This window comes from Chloroflexota bacterium, assembly GCA_014360905.1.
Lineage (GTDB): Bacteria > Chloroflexota > Anaerolineae > UBA2200 > UBA2200 > JACIWX01.
On the sequence record JACIWW010000006.1, the window covers coordinates 21,963 to 42,130 of the forward strand.

The window sequence follows — 20,168 nt, forward strand, 5'->3', positions numbered from 1 at the left end:
GCAGCAAGACCTATTTCCCCAAAACACTACGAAGGAGGATCAATGGCTACAAAAAGGATATCCTTTGATCTGGATGAGCCTCTGCACCGGCGTTTTAAAGCCCGTGTAGCTTACTTCAATGCTTCGATGACCAGCATCCTGAATAGCCTGATCAACAACTGGGTAGGAACGTGGGGCAATTATTTCCAACCCCATATTGTACAGGAAGGGGAAGATCTTCCCAGCATTGCTCAGAGATATTACAACGATCCCGAGCGATATTGGACGATCGTCTATTTCAATGACCTCTCTGATATAAACTTGCTCCAAGGACAAGAACTTTGGATACCCGAGCCGGGGGCAACGCCATCGGGCTTAGTACCTGGGGTTTCGATCCCGGAAAATGTGCCCAAGATCGCCGTGTCCGTGGAGATCGATGAGCTGCTTCATCGCCGGTTCAAGGCCAGGACTGCTTTCGAAGCGACCGCTATGAGCGCTTGGCTCTATGATTTTGTCGCCGCATGGACAGGCAAATGGCCCACTAAAACCGCAAGCTATACGGTGAAAGCAGGAGATACTCTAAGTACAATTGCCTTTCGCTTCTACAATGATGCACGCAAATACTGGGTAATTGCCTATTTCAACGGCATTGCCAATCCCGCTCTCATTCATGTTGGTCAGCAGCTTATCATTCCAGAGCCAGTGACCGTAGGGCTGTTGCCGGCTGGCGAATCGCCGTACATCTTTGGCATTCACGACCAAGGAGGCGAACACCTAATGGCCGCAAAAAGCAAGAAAGGCTGGGTACTGATCACCGAGGAAATTGGCCGGAATCCCTATGACTACAGTGGCAAGGATTATTCTGCGCTGCAGAACGCTGGCTATGGCGTGATCGTGCGCCTGAATCATGGTTATAGTAACCCTTCTCTGAGCAACTACCCGGGCACCATTCCGGAAAGGGATGCCAACGCACAAAACTACCGGGAATTCGCTGTGCGCTGTGGCAACTTTGTCGAACAGTCAAAGGGATGCCATATCTGGATCATTGGCAACGAAATGAACCATCCCAACGAATGGCCGGGTGGTCCACAAGGCCAACCGATCACGCCCCAGAGGTATGCAGATTGCTTCAAGTGCTGCTATGAGGAGATACACAAGCGGCCGGGGCATAAGGATGATCAAGTAGTGATTGGCGCTGTTGCTCCTTGGAATGCCGAGACCAAGTATCCAGGCAACGAGCGTGGCGATTGGATCAAGTATCTGGCCGATATCTTGATTTTTGTTGGCAACAAATGCGATGGCATAGCCTTGCATACTTACACCCATGGGCCTGAGCCAACCAAAATTACTTCTTATGCCCGGATGAATGCACCTTTCGAAGACCGTTACTTCGAATTCCGTACCTACCGTCAGTTTATGGAAGCCATCCCGCCCAGCATGAGGCATTTGCCAGTGTACATCACCGAAACCGATCAAAACGACCCCTGGGCGCGCACCAACACCGGCTGGGTACAGGCTGCCTATGCAGAAATCGACAGATGGAACCAAGATCTGACACACCAGAAAATTCGCTGCTTGCTTCTCTATCGCTGGCTGGCACACGATCAGTGGTCCTTTGCACATATCCCCGAAATCCTCGATGACTTCAGAGCAGCTATGAACAATGACTACCGTTGGTGGCGATGAGAAGCTGGGTCTGGCTGGCTACGGCTAACGGACGGTGAGCAGGAGTAGCTGGCTGTAGGAGATGGATAGACTATGGTTGAACTGACAGCTTCTCAATTCGCAGCGCTGGTCGAGGAGGCACTGGCCGACTTGCCAGAGGACATCCAGCAACACATGGACAATGTGGTCATCACCATCTCCGACTGGCCCAGCCCTGGCGAATTGAAACGTGCTGGGGTAAATCATCCTAGCCAGTTGTTTGGCCTTTATGAAGGGATCCCCCTTCCCCATCGGGGCAGGCACTATAACCTGGTAACGCCAGACCGCATTGTGATTTACCGGGGACCACTGCTCCATGCGTGTCCTACAGTGGTTGCATTGCGTGAGCAGGTTCGCCGCACCGTAGTGCACGAGATCGCACATCATTTTGGAATAAGCGAAGCACGCCTGCGCGAATTAGGGTATTGAGCATGGCACGGTGTACACTCTGTGGGCAGCAGTCCTTGCTGATCGCTTCATCTCTTGGCTTGTGTGTAGACTGCATCCGACAGCATCCTGACGAAGCACTGCCACTAGCCCGGGAAATCCATCACCGTTCGCGGTGCGAATTCAACTTGCCAGAAGCCCCGCCTGATAGCCCTTCGGGCAAATCCTGCCAGATCTGCAGTAATCAATGCCGTATGGCAGAAGGGGAGACGGGATACTGCGGCTTGCGTCGTAACGAGCACGGCATTTTGAGACACTACGCAGGCACACCTGCGAAAGGGCTTTTGCATTGGTATTTCGACCCTCTGCCGACCAACTGCGTGGCCGACTGGGTCTGTGCTGGACACACGCGCTACGGCTACAAAAACCTGGCTGTATTTTATGGTGCATGTACGTTCAATTGCCTGTTCTGTCAGAATTGGCATTATCGAGAGATGTCCCCTCACGGACGAGGACTCAGCGCTGCAGAGTTGGCCGCATGTGCCGACCAACGCACCTTCTGCGTCTGCTACTTCGGTGGAGATCCCACACCTCAGATGTCTCACGCGCTGGCTACTTCGCGTTTATTAGCGGACAAGGGCATCCGCATCTGTTGGGAGACAAATGGCAGCATGCATCCCTCTCTGGCCAAGCAGATGGTTGAGCTTTCGTTGCACAGCGGTGGCTGTATCAAGTTTGATCTAAAAGCATGGAATGATCACCTTCATCGTGCTCTGACAGGAACAAGCAACGAGCGAACTCTGCAGAACTTTGCTATGGTGGCCACCCACATAGACCAGCGCCCCGATCCCCCGCTGCTGATCGCTAGTACGCTCCTTGTACCTGGCTATGTCGATGTAGAGGAAGTGCAGCACTTGGCAAGGTTCATCGCTTCGTTGAATCCTTCCATTCCCTACGCATTGCTGGGATTTCACCCCCATTTTTACCTTCACGACCTACCTACGACATCAGTGCGGCATGCTGAAGAAGCACTTGCTGCTGCACAGGAAGCAGGCTTGCGCAATGTGCGCATTGGCAATCGTCATCTGCTGTCGCGCGCTTATTGAAAACGGTTCGCTTCGTCTCTAAGTCATAGCAGATCTCGCGCTTACCGTGAGTACAGGAAAAGCATCAACAGCGCTAGTACGCTGACAAGCAGATACTCTAAAGAAATTTCTCTGCTAAATTTGCCCCGCAAGAACTGCCTTGCTATCCCGGTCAGCCCATACAGGAAGATGATCAACGAGAAGGAATACAATAGTGGAGATGCAACGCGAGGAAGCAGCCACCAAGAGATTATGCCAAGCAGAGATCCCACGCCCAAGGTACAGAGCGAGACGCGTGAGAAAGAAGGAAGATGCTCATCGCCCAGGAGCCGAAGACTCAAGAGTGCGCTGGCCACCGCCACCGTATCTGCTGCAATGCGAGCCACAGAGATGCACTCATGAATCGTGAAGTACACTAGCGCAGCTAGCAGATAGGTGGCGAGTTGTAGAGCGAATTGGGCTAATGCACCCCAATATCTTGTAGAGTTCACTGCATAATATTCTGCATACAGCAGCAGCGCCAGCGCTGCACTTGTGATTGCGATGCCTATCGCTTTTGCTTCCAAGGGTCCAGGTCGAGCAAGCAGCCCCCAAACTGCCGTGGTCAGTGCAGCAGGCAAAATCCAATGCAAAAATGGATACTGTGCTTCTGTACTGCAACTGGTTGGGTTTTGTTGTTGAGAGGGAACTCTGGGATGCTCATGAACGATAAAGTCCGTACCGGCACAGGCCAACCCGAGCAAGACAAGCCCGAGCAGCCTCCTGCCGGACAAGGTAAAGATGATACCATGCCAGAAGACATCGCGGGATGGCCAAGTCAATGCGCAAGAACTAAGCAATCCGATGGCAATCAGAATGACAACTGCACCTACTTTGTTATGCATCGGAACGGCCTCAGTTTGCAATCCAAGGCCAGCCTATGGCTGCAGGGCAATATCCAAGGCTTCCCCAATGGAGCGTGCACGCAATAGCTCTATTCCAATTGCCTCGGCCTTCCCTAGGCGCAGAAAACGCGGCACAATGCAACGCTTGAAACCCAACTTCGCTGCTTCGTTCAGCCGTTTCTCTGCGTGGCTAACGGAACGCAGTTCTCCCGAAAGTCCAACTTCACCCAGCATCACGCAATCGTCCGGAATGGGGATGTTGCGGTAACTAGAGGCAATTGCTCCAGCTACCGCCAGGTCTGCGGCTGGTTCGCTAATGCGCAGCCCACCCACAACGTTGACAAAGATGTCTTGCGAAGCCAGCTTGAGTCCCACCCGCTTGCTCAGCACAGCGGTGAGGAGGAGCATGCGATTGAAGTCAATGCCGTTGGCAGTGCGGCGGGGCAGTCCGAAACTAGTCGTGGTTGTCAGCGCCTGAACCTCCACTAACAATGGCCGGGTACCTTCCATTGTCACGGCTACAACTGAGCCGGGGGAAGAAGCTAACCTCTCTGATAAGAAAGCCTGGGATGGATTGGTAATCTCGACTAATCCCTGCTCTTGCATCTCAAAAACCCCGACCTCGTTGGTGGAACCAAAGCGGTTCTTGACACTACGCAAAAGCCGATAAGCATAGAACCTGTCGCCCTCGAGATAGAGCACCGTATCCACCATGTGTTCGAGCACACGCGGTCCTGCTATCGCCCCTTCTTTTGTTACATGTCCCACGATGAACATGGGTATGTTGCGCGATTTAGCCAGGCGTAGCAAAGCAGCGGCACACTCTCTAACCTGCCCGATGCTTCCTGCAGATGATTCCAGTTCCTCCAGATAAACGGATTGTATCGAATCCACCACAACCAATTGTGGTTCCAATTGCTCAATCTGGCTCAAGATATGATTGAGGTTAGTCTCCGATAGGACATACAATTGCTCTACCGAAATGTTCAATCTGTCGGCACGCATTTTAATCTGCTGCACAGACTCCTCACCGGAAATGTACAGCGTAGTTTTCCCCTCTGAAGCTAACAAAGCAGAAAGCTGTAGAAGCAGGGTAGATTTGCCAATGCCTGGATCACCACCGATGAGCACCACAGACCCCGGCACAATGCCTCCACCGATGGCACGATTGAATTCGTCTATGGGTACCGGAATACGGGCAAAACCGTCAGCAGAAATGGCAGTAATCGGCTGGGGAACAGTGCGCGTGACTGCCCGCGCTACACCTGGGCCGGGACGCTCCTCGATCGTCTCTACGAGCGTATTCCACTGACCACACTCAGGGCATCTCCCTGACCATCGCGGCGCGGTATAACCGCATTGTTGACAAACAAATTGGGTTCGTGTCTTGGGCACGCAGACTCTTTCTAGACGGTCTGGTCAGTATCGTCAGGCGATGCTGTTTGCAGAGGGCTTTCCTCTACCTCGGCTGGCTTTTGGGCACACAAATGGAGCTTGTTGCCCTCGCGGTCAATCAGGATGGTATCGCCTGCTTTGAACTGACCGGAGAGCAATCCCTCACACAGTGGATCCTCAAGCAATTGTTGTATCGCACGGCGCAATGGACGCGCACCATACTGCGGATTATACCCCTCTATCGCTAGCAAGTCCCTTGCCGCTGGAGTCAACTCTAATCGGAGGTTGTGCTCTTTCAGGCGCTTTGCCACTTCGGCTACCTGAATATCCACGATTTGCCGAATTTGCTCTTCCGTCAAAGCATGGAAGACAACGATGCTATCCACACGGTTTAGAAATTCGGGGCGGAAAGTGCGTTTCAGCTCGCCAAGCAGCTTTTCCTTCATCTTATCGTAGTTCTCTTGTGCTTTCTTGGCGTCATCCCTGGCAACTGCAAAGCCTATGGTTGTCTCTCGGGTCAGCAGCTCCACACCGATGTTCGAGGTCATGATGATGATGGCATTGCGAAAATCTACCTGACGACCTCTCGCATCCGATAGATGTCCGTCTTCCATGATCTGCAGCAGGATATTGAAAGCCTCCTCGTGCGCCTTTTCGATCTCATCGAAACAGATCACGCAATAAGGTCGGCGTCGTACTGCTTCGGTCAATTGCCCTGCTTCCTCATAGCCAACGTACCCTGGTGGCGCTCCCACCAGGCGTGAAACCGTGTGGCGTTCCATAAATTCGGACATATCGAGCTGCAGGAGTGCCTCTTCGCTGCCGAACATGAATTCTGCCAGAGCCTTGGCTAGTTCCGTCTTGCCGACACCAGTTGGCCCCAGGAACAAGAAAGAACCAATGGGTCGCTTTGGATCCTTCAAACCTGCCCGTGCTCGTCTCACTGCCTTGGCTATAGCTGTAATGGCTTCATCTTGCCCCACGATCCGCCGGTGCAGCGCTTCCTCCATGTTGAGCAGGCGTTGGGTCTCCTCTTGGGCAAGCTGGGTCACAGGCACGCCAGTCCACATCGAGACAATCTCAGCTATGTCATCCTCGGTGACTTTGAGGCCTTCAGGCTCATCCGTGCCTTGCAAACCCAGTTGCAGTTGTTCCACGCTCCCGCGCAACTCTCGTTCCCGCTCGCGCAGTTGAAATGCGTCCTCGTACCTGCGCTCCTCTAACGCTTTGTCCTTTTCCCTCTGCACCTCTTGCAACCGCAATAGAGCGGTTTTCACAGCAGCGGGTTGAAACGCCTTGAAAGTGCGCACGCGCGAAGCCGCCTCGTCGATCAAATCAATCGCCTTGTCTGGCAAGTAACGGTCTGGCACATAGCGAGCGGCCAAATTCGCTGCTGCCAGAATAGCATTGTCGGTAATCGTGAGGCGATGATATTCTTCGTACCTCGAGCGGATGCCACGTAGAATCTCGATCGTCTCTTCCACCGTTGGTTCTTCGACAAGCACCGGCTGGAAACGACGCTCCAAGGCGGGATCACCCTCGATGTACTTGCGATACTCGTCCATGGTGGTTGCGCCAATGCACTGCAACTCGCCGCGAGCCAAGGCCGGCTTGAGGATGTTTGCTGCATCAACTGAGGAGCCTGCTGCTCCTGCTCCGATGATCATGTGCAACTCATCAATGAACAGGATGCTTCTGCTTTTGCGAATTTCATCAATTACGCGCTTCATGCGCTCTTCGAATTGCCCTCGGTACATCGTACCGGCCACAAGGGATCCCACGTCGAGCATGATCAAATGCTTATCCGCCAGGCGCTCCGGAACCTCGCCGTTCACGATGCGCTGTGCGAGGGCTTCGACAATAGCGGTCTTTCCAACACCAGGCTCGCCAATGAGGGCGGGATTGTTTTTGGTGCGCCGCGAGAGAATCTGAATGACTCGTTCGATTTCCTTTTCACGGCCAATGACGGGGTCTAGTTTCCCTTGCCGGGCTGCTTCCGTCAGGTCTGTACCTACTTGCTCCAACACGGATTGAGACTTTGGGCTTTCTTTCGCTGGAGCCGGTTGGTACTGGCTCGCTTGCATCTCGCGAAAGGTCTCCCTGCGCACCTCCTCGAGGTCAAGTCCCAGGACTTCCAGTATCCCAGCACTGATGACCCGGTTCTCCCGCACAAGCCCTAACAGCAAATGCTCTGTCCCGATATACCCGTGCCCCAGGCGCCGGGCTTCGTCCATGGCTAGCTCCAACACACGCTTAGCAGCAGGGGCTAATTGAATGGAAGTGCTCATGGAGCGCTCCTCACTGCCAAGCATTTCCATAACCAATTGACGTGCGCGCTCCAGAGTGACTCCCATTCGCATGAGGACCTTGGCTGCTATTCCTTGCTGCTCACGAAGGAGCCCCAATAGCAGGTGCTCAGTGCCGATATAGCGATGACCTAGACGCAGTGCCTCCTCTTGGGAGAACCCTAACGCCTGGCGCGCTCTTTTTGTAAACCGTTCCAGCTTATCTGACATATCAAATAATCCTGCTAGCGTGGAATATCACGCTCTGTCGCGGTTTTGCCCCTTAACCCACTGCAAGCAGCCTTTTCTTATGAACTGCTTGCACCCTAAATTATATCAGAATAGTCCTAAGAAATCAAATTGATGGCAATCTGATCTATGTTATGGGCCCAAGTAGGCAAATCCACCACCTGACGCAATTGCACGATCAGGCGCTCCCAATTTTTGCCACACTGCTCTGGATGGGTGCGCTCGAAGTATTGCTGGCTGTCAAAAACCAGGTAAGGTCCGGCAAGAGTGTACCAGCGTTCCAAGCGCCATGGTGTGCCCGTTTTGCGCTCTTCCAGGAAATGCAAATGAGGATAAGCTTCCAGGTACTCATCATCGATATCTGCAGGCCAAGCACCAACTGCCTGGTACATAGCGGGAGTGGCAATGCCTTCCAACTGCACGACCAGGCTCTCAAAAACGCAGGGCACGGCATAATAGAGCACCCCGCTAATTGGTGCTCCACCTTCTGCCTCGATACTGCCCTCTTTAAATTCAAAATCGCCGTAGAACTTTTCCTCCCCCGTCAAACGAAAGGATAGTCGTGCATCGCGAGCGATGCGGAGCAAGACTTGGTCATTCCATATTTGCAGTCCTTGCATGCTATCCACCCCTCCGGAGATCGGAATCCATACACAATTTAGGGTGCAAAACTATATGGGCTTGTGTGTTGTATCTTCGCGACCAGCCTCTGAGGTTGGCCACGGAAGTCATCCCATGGTATTCTGCCTGTAACTATGCCAGTCAGTACATCACACAAGGTACGGTTGACTGGCACATCCAGTCCCAGACGTTCGGCATGAGCAGCCACCGCTCCATTCAAATAGAGTACTTCAGAACGCTGCCGTCCGCTTGCCAAATCCATATAAAGCGATGGCCTCTTGTCTCCCCGCCCCGTAGCAACCAAGCGCATGAGCAGTGGGCGCAACAACGAGGCAGGCATCGCCTGCATTGCCCACACCAGTAGAGGAACCGGATAGCCAGGGAAGCTGACCACGCTGAGACGCATAGCCTGCATTACTGCCAGAGCCTCCAAAAAGGCAGAGCGCTCAATGGCAAACAGCGCCGCATGGGCGAAGACAGCCGCCGGTGTCATGTCCAAGATGGCCGGGATAGCATTGGCTTGTATATTGAGCAGCAACTTAGACCATTTCATGGCGCGGTAGTCATGGTATGTGGCGGTCTTCAGCCCTGCCGTGGAGAAGAGCCTGGCCCACCTATCCACATCCATGTCTCCTCTGGTCGGGGCCAGGTTCAAACCGCCACGAGTGGTTTCCAGACGGATGCGGCCAGGGGCTAGCACCGACACGGAGAGAGTGAGCACCCCAGAGATGATCGCTGCTTGTTTCCATACCCGCTGGGCTAATTCTTCGCCGCCCACACCATTTTGCACGATGAGAAGTGGTATATCGTTTGAAGCATACGGGGCAAGCGTCAAAGCAGCTTCCCGCGTATCATACGCCTTCACTGTCAGCAGAATCATATCCCAGTGACGCTGGCTAACAGGAATGTCCGAGATGTTTGCGACAGTGCTGGGGTATACGGCATGGCTACCTGGAGCCTTGGCCCGCTCTAGAATCAAACCGTGTTCCTGCACAGCATGCACGTAACTGGGACGACCAACTAATATCACTTCGTGTCCCGCGCTTGCAAGGCGATGACCAAGCAGCGAACCAATGGCTCCAGCCCCGAAAACCAGGACGCGCACGAGGCTACCCCCTCTGTGGCATATCCCTGCTGGCAAGTACATTGATCCCAGTCCCCAAAGCGTTGGGCTGAATCACCTGACCAGCACGTACAGGCGCTGCCACCGTAACCTGCTGCAACTCTTCCAACAGAGGGAAAATCTGATTCTTAGGGAAAGGCCGCTCAGTATAAACTGGCAGCAGAGGATGGAGACCGTTTACCACGCGTACTGTAGTTGTGACCGTGCGTCTGGGATCGGTGATCTCATCCTGCGCATAGGTCAGACCACGCTTGCAGGCTTGTCCCTCTACGGATACCACCTTGCCCTCTTCTACGGTGACATCCAGGCGACAACCCATGGGGCAGGTGATGCATGTCAGGATAGTTTTGTTCTTCACTTTCGCTTCCTCACCCCCACCCTCAAGATAGTGGCGAGCTTGAGTCGGTCATAGAGGTCAGGTATCAACTGCACCGTGACCATCTCGCCTGGCCGCACATAGCGCTCTGTCTTGCGCCAGATATCCGTCCCATCTGCCTCGAGGATCACATTTACTTTCTCTTCGATAGGCTCACGCACACGCAACTGCAATCGCTGTGGACCAAGAGTCAGACTCTCGGGATCGAGTAATTGGGGCACTACATAGCGCACATTATCTCCTGCTACAACACGCAAGCGACGCACCGCAGCAGGAGCCAACCCAAGTGCGTATTCGGCAGCGCTGCGTCCAGCAACTTCCCCAGCCATCGTCACCCAGTCTACCAGATCGTAGACATGCACAACGTTCCCCGCAGCGAAAAAGCCGGGCAAAGAAGTGCCCATCCCCTCATCTACGATTGGCCCACCAGTGACAGGGTCAATCTGCACGCCAACCCGACGCGATAGCTCATTTTCCGGGATAAGTCCAACAGAAAGCAGCAAGGTGTCGCAAGGGATTATCTCTTCGCTTCCCGGAATGGGGCGCCACTGCTCATCCACAGCCACAGATACAACTGCTTCCACACGCCTGTCTCCCTTTATTTCGCGCACGGTGTGGCTCAACTGCAACGGGATGCCAAAATCCTGTAGGCATTGTACGTAATTGCGCTTCAGTCCAGAAAGATACGGCATGATCTCCAACACTCGTTCCACTTTAGCCCCTTCTAAGGTCAAGCGGCGTGCCATGATCATGCCAATATCGCCAGACCCTAGGATCACAAAGCGCCGTCCCGGCATGTAACCCTCGATGTTGACCAAGCGCTGCGCCGTTCCAGCAGTGTACACTCCCGCTGGACGAGTGCCTGGGATAGCCAATGCTCCTCGCGTTCGCTCGCGACAGCCCATGCCAAAAACAATGGCGCCAGCTTTGATCTCTACAATGCCATCCCGCGAATTGGTAGCATAAATACTCCGCTGGGAAGTAACTTCTAGTACCATGGTATCCAACAATGCCTGCACCCCAGTTTGGTAAACGCGATTGATAAAGTGTTGTGCATAAGCGGGGCCTGGCAGGTCAGATCCAAGCACTTCCAGACCAAATCCATTGTGGATGCACTGCTGCAAAATGCCTCCCAACTCCTCCGCGCGCTCGACAATACAGACGTGCTCCGCGCCGCGCTCACGGGCGGCAATAGCTGCAGCAAGCCCTCCTGGACCTCCTCCTATCACTACAACATCATAATGCAAGGTCTTCAACGCTAGCTACACCTTTGTCTTGGTATCATTCCTGTCCTTTGTCTCGCGCACAACGAACTCGGAACCTGGCCCCTTCTTCGTGATGGCAGTTAGTGGGAGGCCTAGCTCGCGGCTCAGGATATGAATCACGCGAGGGGTATCAAATCCTCCCTGACATCGCCCGGCTCCTAGACGCGTCCGTCTCTTGAGCGCGTCATATGTGCGTGCCGGGACAGGGGCATGAATCGCCGCGACAATCTCGCCCTCGGTCACCATCTCGCAACGGCACACAATACGCCCATAGCGCGCATCCCGAGCAATCAGCAAGGCTTGTTCCCGATGCGATAGTTCGTGAAAGCGCGGTGGAGAACGGCGAATGGGATTGTAGTCAGGTTTTTCCCGCAATTCTAGCCCGCACTCGCGCAGCAGATCAAGGACAAACTCTGCAATGGCTGGCGCCGCAGTTAAACCCGGGGATTCAATCCCCGCTACGTTGATCAAACCAGGAGCCTGTACAGGGGCTTCGATCAAGAAATCGCCTGTACTGCCGCTGGCGCGCAGACCCGCAAAAACAGCGATAACATCGCGCCGCTCCAGTGTAGGCACCAGTCGCTGCGCCCCCGAGAAAACCTCTTCCAGACCCTGCGGAGTTACTGAAAGATCGCTCTTGTCCTGGATATCCACTGCATTTGGGCCAATCATGGTGTTGCCGTGTGTCGTGGGTGTCACCAGAATGCCTTTGCTAATCGGCGTAGGGCAGGGGAAAAGCACAGCACGTACCCGACTCTTCTCGCGGTCAAAAACGCAATACTCGCCCTTGCGTGGTGTGATGGAAAATCCGTGCAGACCAGCCTTGGCCATTAGTTGATCAGCATACAAACCGGCAGCGTTGATCACAAAACGACTCAAAAACTGGCCGTGGCTTGTTCTGACCCCAGCTAGCCTGCCATTCTGTCGGATGAAATCCGTGACTTCGGTCTCCAGAAGCAGGTGCACGCCATTGACCACTGCGTTTTCCGCCGCGGCAATGGTCAGCAGAAAGGGATCCACAATACCACCGGTGGCAGCATACAATGCTCCACGCACTTCAGGATTGACCAATGGTTCAATGCGCCGCATCTCTTCTCCAGAGATCACGCGCATGCCTGTCACGCCATTCTGTACGCCGCGCTGATACAAATCATCGAGGGTGCGCAAATCCTCTTCATCCAAAGCCACGACATAGGTGCCACAACGTTGAAAAGGCACATCCAAATCTGCACAAATCTGGTCATACACGCGATTGCCCGCCACATTGAGCGAGGCTTTGAGCGTGCCCGGCTTGGCGTCGTAGCCAGCATGGACAATGGCCGTATTGGCTTTGGAAGCGCCCGAACAAACATCGGACTCACGCTCCAAAAGGAGCACACGCAGCTTATAGCGGGAAAGCGCGCGGGCGATGAAACAACCTACTACTCCGCCGCCTACGATGATGATGTCATACCAAGCATTCATATTCCACTGCTCGAATCTGCTTCCTCTGCCGATTACTTCTCCACCCAGTGCATAGCTCTCTGCACTGCCTTGCGCCAGCCACGGTAGCCAGCTTCGCGTTTTTCTTCATCCCACTGAGGAATGAAAACGCGATCAACCGCCCAGTTCTCACGCAGTTCCTCGATGCTCTTCCACAGGCCTGAAGCTAAACCCGCCGCGTACGCTGCCCCCAACGCCGTTGTCTCCCGGACTGTAGGCCGCACGACCTGAACTCCTAGGATATCGGACTGCAACTGCATCAGAAAATCATTGACGACCGCACCACCGTCCACCTTCAACGACTGCAACCTCAACCCCGCATCGGCATGCATGGCTTCCAATACCTCGCGCGTCTGGTAGCAAATAGCTTCCAGTGTAGCACGTACGAGGTGTGCCTTGGTCACATAGCGGGTAATGCCTAAGATCGCTCCTCGTGCATCCATGTCCCAATAGGGAGCAAATAAACCGGAGAATGCTGGCACAAAGTAAATGCCACCAGCATCTTCTACCGAGCGCGCAATCTCTTCCGTCTCAGCTGCACTCTTGATCAGGCCCAGGTTGTCACGCAACCATTGCACGGCTGCTCCAGTGATGGCGATGGAGCCCTCCAATGCATAGACGCAGTGCCCTGATTCAAAACCATAGGCTACAGTGGTGAGGAGCCCGCTTTTGGAAAGCACAATCTGCTCGCCGATGTTCAGCAGCATAAAACAACCAGTGCCATACGTATTCTTAGCCTCACCAGGTGCGAAGCAGGTCTGTCCTACGAGAGCTGCCTGCTGGTCACCGAGATCGCCACACACGGGTATGCGCGCTGGCACCGGCCCTTTGGTCTCCGTGTAGCCGTAGAACTCGCGGTCGCTGGATGGGCGAATAGTGGGGAGCATTGTTCTGGGGATGTCAAGCGCCGCAAGGATTTCGTCGTCCCAATCCAGCGTGTGTAAGTTCATCAGCATCGTACGAGAGGCATTGCTATAGTCAGTGACGTGTACTCCGCCATTCACGCCCCCCGTGAGGTTCCAGATCAGCCAGGTATCTACATTGCCAAAGAGCGCTTGCCCTAGTTTCGCTTTCTCGCGCACACCAGGTACATTGTCCAGAATCCATTTGATCTTGGGGCCGGAGAAATAGGTGGCGATAACTAGGCCAGTCCGCTCTCGGACAAGGGGCTCAAGATCCTGCTGGATAAGGCTCTGGCAGATATCTCGAGTGCGTGTGCATTGCCAAACAATGGCATTGCATAGCGGTTGGCCAGTGGTTCGGTCCCAGACAATGGTCGTCTCCCGTTGATTGGTGATGCCAATGCCAAGCACCTGCTGTGGGTTGATACCACTTTCATCGAAGGCTCGCCGGATAACCTGGCAGGTGACACTCCAGATTTCCTTAGGATCGTGCTCTACCCAGCCGGGTTTGGGATAGATTTGTTGATGTTCCTGGTACGCTGAGGCAACCACCTGACCTGTGTGGTCGAAGATCATGAAGCGTGTGCCGGTCGTCCCTTGGTCAATGGCAGCAGCATAGGCGGTTGTCATTCTGTATGTGCCTCCCTTGCTACAGTGAATTATGGCAGCATACTATCGCATTTCAGGTCGCTGGTCAAACAAACAGACGGTGATTGGAGCCTGCGTGTTGTAATCTGGGTTAATAAGAAGGGCTTTTCACTCCCTATTATAATTGTGCAGATTAGGGCTAGGGTTGGTGAGTTGGGGATAGCTCGGTTTCTACTATTAGTACCTAGCTATCGTGGCACTACTCTACTATATCTTGTGACCAGAGGCTGCTCGGCTACGATTCTTTACCGCAAATCTGAACAATTACTCATGCAAAAACTATTGACAACGGCACGAATTTGTGCTATAATATGCTCAAGAATGAGCATTTTGAAACAAAAAATTGCTCGAAATAGTTTTGTTATGCACATCAAGAGGTATCATGCTTGCTGAAGAGCGCCGTGCGATCCTGCTAGATAAACTGAGAGAGAAGGGCTACATTGAAGTTGCAGAAATAGCCGTACCGCTCGAAGTGTCCCCAGCAACGATCCGCCGCGATCTAGCGCATCTGGAACGAGGAGGACAACTCATTCGTACGCGTGGTGGTGCTGTGATCGCTGTGCCAAGCACCACTCTGGAACCCCCTTATGAGATCAAACGCCAGCGTAACATCGAGCAGAAACGCCGTATTGCAGCTGCAGCAGCGGAGATGGTGCGCGACGGTGAGACCATTATCTTAGACGCTGGCTCCACAACTTACGAACTGGCGCTCTTGCTCGCACGCCGGCGCAATCTCACTGTAGTAACTAACGATCTGCAAATCGCGGTGAAGTTGGCTGCCAATCCCAACATCGCTTTGGTCTGTACGGGAGGTGTCGCCCGTGCTAACGTGTACACCCTACTTGGTCCCCAAACAGAAGCGTTCCTCAGGACTCTTCGCGTGAACAAGACCTTCTTAGGTGCCGATGCTATCCATGAAGATGGCGTTATCGGCAATGTCGTTTTGGAGGAAGTGGCAATAAAGCAAGCCATGCTTCATGCAGGCGAGCAAGTGATCGTGTTAGCCGATTCGTCGAAATTTGGGGTTATTGGCTTTGCCAGGGTGTGTGACTTGGGAGAAGTGGATGTTCTCATTACTGATACAGACGTATCCACTCGCGCTCTTGACATGCTCAAGGCATGGCCTGTGGAAGTGAAACTCGTTTGAATCAATAGAGGTGTTCGTGAGCAATAGTGGTGTGGTGGACAATACAAAATCGGTAACATGCAACGAAGTCTACTTGGATGAGAAGTTAGTATGTTTAAATGTGCGTGCTGCGGACAGTGATACTGTCATTCGCAAGTTGGCCGAAATGTTATATGCTTGCGGCGCTGTAAAGGACAGCTATGGCGGTGCAGTATGTAAACGAGAGCAGCAATTCCCAACTGGTTTACCAACACGAGGCGTTTATGTTGCTATTCCACACGCTGAAGCAGAGCATGTTAATTATACAGCCATCGCTGTCGCTACATGCTCGCCAGCGGTCCCTTTTGGGAATATGGCCGATCCAGAAGAGAAACTGCCGGTCGAATTGGTAATCATGGTTGCGGTTGCGGACAGCAGCCAGCAAGTGAAGATGCTTCAGCGTCTAGCAGAGGCTTTTGGTGAACCAGAGACTCTTCTAGCACTCAAAGAAGCCAGGACCCCTGCAAAGGTTGTCTCGCTTCTGCGAGATAAGATCCTGGCGAATGGCGATGGTGAGCCAGAATGAGATGCGCCTTCTGAATGGATAGCGATGCCAAGGAAAGGAGGTGATGGCCTGTAATAAACTAATTTGTTCGAAACCTGTTGCTTTTTATAACCACTTTATAACCACTTATTTGCGAATATCTAAAAAGCAAGGAGGAGAAAAATGGGAGCCATTTCCAGTGCGATCAATTGGTTTATTGGCCTAGGTCCGATTGTCATCGTGACCGTGATGATGTTTCTTGTGGGTCTAGTTTTTCGGGTTTCGTGGGGAAAAGCTCTAGTTGGTGGTCTGCTTGTCGGCGTTGGCTTGCAGGGCCTATTCCTAGTGGTGAATATGATCGTCGAAAACCTGGAACCAGCAATGGCAGCTCTTGCCGCCAGATTTGGATGGAGCTCTACCATAGTGGATGTAGGCTGGGGGACTGCTGGACTAGCCTTTGGATGGCCAGGATTGGCGGCTGTTTATGTTGGCATCCTGGCGGTCAATTTGGTGCTAGTCGCCCTTCGCGTACAAAAAACCCTATGGACTGATATCTGGGGCATGTGGCATGCTCAGACATTCGGAGCCTGCATTTGGGCACTGACTGACAGTGTGGTAATCGCGATTGTAGCAGCTGTCATCTACTCAGTGTTCGGCGTCGTTCTCGCCGATTGGCAGAAAAAAGAATTCCAGAAATTCTTGAACATTCCTGGTATTTCTTTCCCCGCCGGGCCAACTGCACATTTTACTGCTATGGGTATCCCTGTGCTTTGGCTTCTGGATAGGATTCCATTTATTAAAGATATAGAAGCCGATGTAGATGCTATACGCGACCGTTTTGGAGTGCTCGGAGAGCCGGTTGTGATGGGCGCGGTGGTTGGGGTAATCCTGGGTATCATAGCCGGGTACAATGTAGCCAAGATCTTGGGTTTCGCTGCTGTCGTGGCAGCTTTGATGGTTTTGCTGCCGCGCATGGTGGCGATTCTGTCAGAAGGATTAGTCTCCCTCACCACAGAAATCGTTGACTTTCTCCGCCGTCGATTTACAAAAGGGGAGGAAAAATACGAGTATGGGGAAGAGCCGGTTTCGGTATCCGTTGATGTAGCAGTATATGTTGGTCCGCCTCCGGTAATCGCTGCATCTGTAATTGGTATGCCTCTAATGGTACTCCTAGGCGCTATCCTGCCTGGAAACCAGTTGTTGGCTATTACTAGCCTGGCATCAGTTCCCTATTATTTGGGAGCGATCATGCCTTGGGCCAAAGGTAATATCGTGAAAGCGGTTTTGGCGATGTTGATTGTGGCCATTCCTATCTTCTACACCTCGACTTATCTTGCCCCAGTCTACACGGCTGCTTTTGCGAAACTCGGTCTGTATGCTGAGCAGATCGCGGCTGGTAAACAGGTGGCGGCTTTTGGACTAGGTGGTGGCGATCTTATGGCCTTCATCTGGGTAGTGTTTTTCCGATTGATCGGGTTAGCGAAGATTTAGTTTTGTGTCTAAAGGGCTCGTGTGCGCATGACACGAGCCCTTTCCCTGCGTAGATTTCGGATATTGCTAATATAGCACAAGGGGGGGTTGTTTTGGATGGAGGACAAAGTCAAACACATTGTGGTCGCCTGCCCGGCAGGAATTAATACCAGCACCATTGGTGTTGCTGCATTGGAGGATATGATCCGTGAGCGGAAACTCAGCCGCTTTGTGAAAGTTGTCAAATCCAACTTGGCAGGGCTAGATCGTTGGGCGGAGCAGGCTGACTTGATCATTGAAATGACGCCTCTTTCGCGGACTTTTCGCGTGCCGGTTGTGAGTGGTGTACCCTTCATCAGTGGGACCAAAGCTGAGAAGAGGGCTTTGGCTGAAAGCATCCTGAAACAGCTCGGTTATTGATCGTCTATTTATTACCCTTCGAATGTTGTAGTCTGGATTCAGCGCATTTTGAATAGCTGCTGGCCCTACAAGCTAATGGTTAAGCAATCACTCTGCGATAGGCTTGCTGATAAATCGGCCACTCATGGGCCAATCCCACAAGGAGCATTTGATTCCACATGACCCCGAGAGAACGAGTAACATCCACATTGAGTCACCGTGAGCCAGACCGCGTGCCCATCGGAATCGGAGCCAGTGGATCCGCGATCCACGATGCGGTATATAGAGCATTGAAGGATCGACTGCACATTGAGGGCGAGATTGAGCCATTCCGGCGCGGACACGGTGATAACTACTACGATGATCGTGTTTTTGATGCTCTTGGCACGGATGTACGACATGTCTTTCTGAATTTTTATCACTCCGACCATTTCGTGCGCAAAGAGCTGGGTGCGGGTGGCTTGTATGACCCGTTTGTCGATGCTTGGGGCATAACTAGAGAGACGAAAGGCGGCCTACACGCCTTCACGGGTAATCCCCTGGCCAAAGCGACAACAATATCTGATATCGATGGATATCCCTGGCCGAACCCGTATGGGGATTCTGGCTTACTGGAAGGGGTAAAAGAGCGGGGTGAATACTTGCGGCACCATACGGCTTTCGCCGTTGCGACGCGCTCTCCAACTTCAGGCATTTTTGAGCATTGCTGGGTGCTGCGTGGCATGGAAAATTTCATGGTAGATATGATTGCCGACCCTAAACTGGCTATACGGCTGGTAGACCGAGTGACAGATACCATTATGAGGTATTACGATGTTTTATTGACCGCGGTAGGATCGTACGTAGACATCGTGGAGACGCAGGATGATTATGGTACTCAACAGAACAGCTTTATGTCTCCTGAGTTATTTCGCAAAATGATCAAACCAGCTAGACAACGATTGCATGAGCTGATACGTAGTAAGGCTCCGCAAGCTCGCATTTATCTGCACAGTTGTGGTTCGATACGGAACCTGATCCCTGATCTCATTGAACTCGGAGTGGATATTTTAAACCCAGTCCAGCCATTGGCTGCAGGGATGGATCCAGCAGAGTTAAAGGCTAATTTTGGTGAGAAGCTGGTGTTCCACGGTGCAATCGACATGCAGCAAGCCATGCCAGGCTCGCTTGAAGATGTCTCGCGTGAAGTCCGCACACGTATTCGCCAGCTTGCGCCGGGCGGTGGATACATCCTCGCTCCGGCAAACCTTGTCCAAAGCGATGTGCCTCTAGATAACCTTTTACGGATGGTTGAAGATGCCAAAAGATATGGTCGATACCCAATCGCGGTGTAACTGAGGAGAAAGGGATCAGAAACATGCCTTATATCATAGATTTGAGCGGCCAAGTGGCCATTGTAACCGGCGGTGCCCAAGGAATTGGTCGTGCTACTTGCCGACTTCTAGCAGAGGCAGGGGCTGATATTGTCCTTGATGATATTCGAGAAGAGCGCGAAGTGCGTCCTACCATGGACTATATTGAAAGTCTAGGTCGACGGGTCGTTTTCGTGCAAGCAGATGTTTCCGTCAAAGAGGGAGCAAAGCATATTGCTTCAACTGCACTCGATGCGTTTGGCCAGATCGATATCTTGGTCAACAACGCCGGAGTAAGCGAAGACTGGGAACGCACTATTGCTGTCAATGTAACGGGTCAGTACTTATGTGCGATGGCAGTGCTGCCGCACATGGTCGCCAGAGGGAAGGGTCGAATCATCAATATCTCATCTACTTGCGCCATGACAGGTTCAACAGGGGCACCTGCTTATGTCGTGTCAAAAGGTGGGAGCTTTAGCTTGACTCGCTACTTGGCCAGGGAATATGCGCCAAAGGGAATCCTGGTCAATGGCATTATGCCGGCGGTGATCCAGACAGATATGCTTATGGCTCGTTACAAGACGGAAGAGGCATTGCTGGAGCACTATATCCCGCGCATACCTATCCGGCGCATAGGACAACCAGAAGATATTGCACGCGTTGTGCTCTTTCTCTGCTCTGAGCTATCGAATTATATTAGCGGTGAGATAATAACAGCTGACGGTGGACGGATGTGGGGCTCTTAAGTCACAACATAGAAAGCAACGCAAAAGACGTAGACAAATCGAAATAACCAAATGCAAATCCAAAGAGATCATTTAGGCTGTTTAGTCAGAGTCTATGAAAGAGCGGGCTTACTATCTCTGGCATGTTCGTTTATCGCCTCCCCCTTCTGCGCATGTCTTGCGGTCCG

Annotated in this window: 18 protein-coding genes; 9 read left to right on the forward strand and 9 right to left on the reverse strand. The window is 52.8% G+C overall.

What is annotated here, in order from left to right:
• The first annotated feature begins 42 nt into the window (after window positions 1-42).
• The 3 genes from H5T67_04135 (at window position 43) to H5T67_04145 (ending at window position 3,176) form a co-directional block, all read left to right on the forward strand.
• A complete protein-coding gene (locus H5T67_04135; GenBank protein MBC7244507.1) occupies window positions 43-1,665 on the forward strand; it encodes a LysM peptidoglycan-binding domain-containing protein in 1,623 nt (540 codons plus the stop codon).
• Window positions 1,666-1,737: 72 nt separating this feature from the next.
• Complete coding sequence (locus tag H5T67_04140; GenBank protein MBC7244508.1) at window positions 1,738-2,112, forward strand: metallopeptidase family protein; 375 nt, start codon at window positions 1,738-1,740, stop codon at window positions 2,110-2,112.
• A 2-nt stretch (window positions 2,113-2,114) separates the two neighbouring features.
• Window positions 2,115-3,176, forward strand: a complete 1,062-nt coding sequence (locus H5T67_04145; protein ID MBC7244509.1) for a radical SAM protein — start codon at window positions 2,115-2,117, stop codon at window positions 3,174-3,176.
• Window positions 3,177-3,217: 41 nt separating this feature from the next.
• Here the strand turns inward: H5T67_04145 and H5T67_04150 are convergent, their stop codons facing one another.
• From H5T67_04150 to glpK, 9 genes are all read right to left on the reverse strand, one after another.
• Window positions 3,218-4,039: a hypothetical protein gene (locus H5T67_04150; GenBank protein ID MBC7244510.1), complete on the reverse strand. Its 822-nt coding sequence runs from the start codon at window positions 4,037-4,039 to the stop codon at window positions 3,218-3,220.
• A gap of 33 nt (window positions 4,040-4,072) precedes the next feature.
• Window positions 4,073-5,434, reverse strand: coding sequence for a DNA repair protein RadA (radA, locus tag H5T67_04155; GenBank protein MBC7244511.1), 1,362 nt, complete (start codon window positions 5,432-5,434; stop codon window positions 4,073-4,075).
• 11 nt (window positions 5,435-5,445) lie between these two features.
• Entirely contained in the window at window positions 5,446-7,950 is a 2,505-nt protein-coding gene (locus H5T67_04160; GenBank protein MBC7244512.1) for an ATP-dependent Clp protease ATP-binding subunit, read from the reverse strand.
• Between the two features lie 116 nt (window positions 7,951-8,066).
• Complete coding sequence (locus H5T67_04165) at window positions 8,067-8,588, reverse strand: hypothetical protein (protein MBC7244513.1); 522 nt, start codon at window positions 8,586-8,588, stop codon at window positions 8,067-8,069.
• 38 nt (window positions 8,589-8,626) lie between these two features.
• Window positions 8,627-9,694, reverse strand: coding sequence for a ketopantoate reductase family protein (locus H5T67_04170; protein ID MBC7244514.1), 1,068 nt, complete (start codon window positions 9,692-9,694; stop codon window positions 8,627-8,629).
• 4 nt (window positions 9,695-9,698) lie between these two features.
• Window positions 9,699-10,031, reverse strand: a complete 333-nt coding sequence (locus H5T67_04175; GenBank protein MBC7244515.1) for a DUF1667 domain-containing protein — start codon at window positions 10,029-10,031, stop codon at window positions 9,699-9,701.
• A gap of 35 nt (window positions 10,032-10,066) precedes the next feature.
• Window positions 10,067-11,335, reverse strand: coding sequence for an FAD-dependent oxidoreductase (locus H5T67_04180; protein MBC7244516.1), 1,269 nt, complete (start codon window positions 11,333-11,335; stop codon window positions 10,067-10,069).
• Window positions 11,336-11,350: 15 nt separating this feature from the next.
• Window positions 11,351-12,817 carry an NAD(P)/FAD-dependent oxidoreductase gene (locus H5T67_04185; GenBank protein MBC7244517.1) on the reverse strand — a complete coding sequence of 489 codons (1,467 nt, stop codon included), beginning with the start codon at window positions 12,815-12,817 and terminating at the stop codon, window positions 11,351-11,353.
• Between the two features lie 32 nt (window positions 12,818-12,849).
• Entirely contained in the window at window positions 12,850-14,367 is a 1,518-nt protein-coding gene (gene glpK / locus H5T67_04190) for a glycerol kinase GlpK (GenBank protein ID MBC7244518.1), read from the reverse strand.
• 400 nt (window positions 14,368-14,767) lie between these two features.
• Between glpK and H5T67_04195 the strand changes: the two genes are divergently transcribed.
• From H5T67_04195 to H5T67_04220, 6 genes are all read left to right on the forward strand, one after another.
• On the forward strand, window positions 14,768-15,532 hold the full coding sequence (locus H5T67_04195; GenBank protein MBC7244519.1) for a DeoR/GlpR transcriptional regulator: 765 nt from the start codon (window positions 14,768-14,770) through the stop codon (window positions 15,530-15,532).
• 16 nt (window positions 15,533-15,548) lie between these two features.
• Window positions 15,549-16,076, forward strand: a complete 528-nt coding sequence (locus H5T67_04200; GenBank protein ID MBC7244520.1) for a PTS sugar transporter subunit IIA — start codon at window positions 15,549-15,551, stop codon at window positions 16,074-16,076.
• Between the two features lie 141 nt (window positions 16,077-16,217).
• Window positions 16,218-17,525, forward strand: coding sequence for a PTS galactitol transporter subunit IIC (locus H5T67_04205; GenBank protein ID MBC7244521.1), 1,308 nt, complete (start codon window positions 16,218-16,220; stop codon window positions 17,523-17,525).
• Window positions 17,526-17,621: 96 nt separating this feature from the next.
• Complete coding sequence (locus tag H5T67_04210) at window positions 17,622-17,924, forward strand: hypothetical protein (GenBank protein MBC7244522.1); 303 nt, start codon at window positions 17,622-17,624, stop codon at window positions 17,922-17,924.
• A gap of 158 nt (window positions 17,925-18,082) precedes the next feature.
• Complete coding sequence (locus H5T67_04215; protein MBC7244523.1) at window positions 18,083-19,237, forward strand: uroporphyrinogen decarboxylase; 1,155 nt, start codon at window positions 18,083-18,085, stop codon at window positions 19,235-19,237.
• A gap of 23 nt (window positions 19,238-19,260) precedes the next feature.
• Window positions 19,261-20,001, forward strand: coding sequence for a glucose 1-dehydrogenase (locus H5T67_04220; GenBank protein ID MBC7244524.1), 741 nt, complete (start codon window positions 19,261-19,263; stop codon window positions 19,999-20,001).
• Window positions 20,002-20,168 lie beyond the last annotated feature (167 nt).

Excerpts from the sequence above, each read along its gene's own strand:
- H5T67_04135 (MBC7244507.1), top strand. The coding sequence starts at position 43 with ATGGCTACAAAAAGGATATCCTTTGATCTGGATGAGCCTCTGCACCGG.
- H5T67_04140 (MBC7244508.1), top strand. The coding sequence starts at position 1,738 with ATGGTTGAACTGACAGCTTCTCAATTCGCAGCGCTGGTCGAGGAGGCA.
- H5T67_04145 (MBC7244509.1), top strand. The coding sequence starts at position 2,115 with ATGGCACGGTGTACACTCTGTGGGCAGCAGTCCTTGCTGATCGCTTCA.
- H5T67_04150 (MBC7244510.1), bottom strand. The coding sequence starts at position 4,039 with ATGCATAACAAAGTAGGTGCAGTTGTCATTCTGATTGCCATCGGATTG.
- H5T67_04160 (MBC7244512.1), bottom strand. The coding sequence starts at position 7,950 with ATGTCAGATAAGCTGGAACGGTTTACAAAAAGAGCGCGCCAGGCGTTA.
- H5T67_04165 (MBC7244513.1), bottom strand. The coding sequence starts at position 8,588 with ATGCAAGGACTGCAAATATGGAATGACCAAGTCTTGCTCCGCATCGCT.
- H5T67_04175 (MBC7244515.1), bottom strand. The coding sequence starts at position 10,031 with ATGGGTTGTCGCCTGGATGTCACCGTAGAAGAGGGCAAGGTGGTATCC.
- H5T67_04185 (MBC7244517.1), bottom strand. The coding sequence starts at position 12,817 with ATGAATGCTTGGTATGACATCATCATCGTAGGCGGCGGAGTAGTAGGT.
- glpK (MBC7244518.1), bottom strand. The coding sequence starts at position 14,367 with ATGACAACCGCCTATGCTGCTGCCATTGACCAAGGGACGACCGGCACA.
- H5T67_04195 (MBC7244519.1), top strand. The coding sequence starts at position 14,768 with ATGCTTGCTGAAGAGCGCCGTGCGATCCTGCTAGATAAACTGAGAGAG.
- H5T67_04205 (MBC7244521.1), top strand. The coding sequence starts at position 16,218 with ATGGGAGCCATTTCCAGTGCGATCAATTGGTTTATTGGCCTAGGTCCG.
- H5T67_04210 (MBC7244522.1), top strand. The coding sequence starts at position 17,622 with ATGGAGGACAAAGTCAAACACATTGTGGTCGCCTGCCCGGCAGGAATT.
- H5T67_04215 (MBC7244523.1), top strand. The coding sequence starts at position 18,083 with ATGACCCCGAGAGAACGAGTAACATCCACATTGAGTCACCGTGAGCCA.
- H5T67_04220 (MBC7244524.1), top strand. The coding sequence starts at position 19,261 with ATGCCTTATATCATAGATTTGAGCGGCCAAGTGGCCATTGTAACCGGC.